We start from the raw sequence: 541 nt of genomic DNA, 5'->3' as shown, positions 1-541 counted from the left end.
ACGGGGTCGGGGCGGGTCCACAGCCGACCCTCGCGCACCGGCCAGGGACCGTTCTCCTCGTGCACGGTCTCCCCGGCGAAGAGGGCGCGCATCACCTCGACGGAGTACTCCAGCCTGCTGTTGCGCTCGTCCTTGGGCGGCCAGGGATCCCCGGTGACCCGCTCGTTCAGGGCCTCGCCGGACCCCAGGGCGGCCCAGTGCCGGCCCGGGAACATCTCCCCGAGGGTGCCCATGGCCTGGGCCAGTACCACCGGGTGGTAACGGGTGCCGGGGGAGGTGACCACGCCCATCGACAGGTCGGTGGCCTGCAGCGCGGCGCCCAGCCAGGTCCAGGCGTGACCGGAGTGGCCCTGCCGGGTGCTCCAGGGGGCGAGGTGGTCGGAACACATGCCGGCGCCGAAACCGGCCCGTTCCGCGGCGCGCAGGGCGTCGAGCAGGGCGCCGGGACCGAACTGTTCGTGGGAGGCGTGGAAGCCGTAGACGGTCACGGTGTCCACGCCCCCCGGAGCGCGGCGGGGTGGGGTCGCCGGCGCGGGCGGGG

General features: G+C 75.0%; 1 protein-coding gene. It reads right to left on the bottom strand.

Translation table 11 applies throughout. The features are described 5' to 3' along the window. Positions 1-497, bottom strand: a 497-nt coding sequence (locus tag FOE67_RS28025) for an LLM class flavin-dependent oxidoreductase (protein WP_323385646.1), incomplete at its 3' end; no start/stop codon positions are given. Positions 498-541: the final 44 nt, after the last annotated feature.

The sequence above is a fragment of the Streptomyces calidiresistens genome (assembly GCF_014141525.1).
GTDB classification, from domain to species: Bacteria; Actinomycetota; Actinomycetes; order Streptomycetales; family Streptomycetaceae; genus Streptomyces; species Streptomyces calidiresistens.
This window is presented reverse-complemented; position numbering and strand designations above follow the sequence as displayed.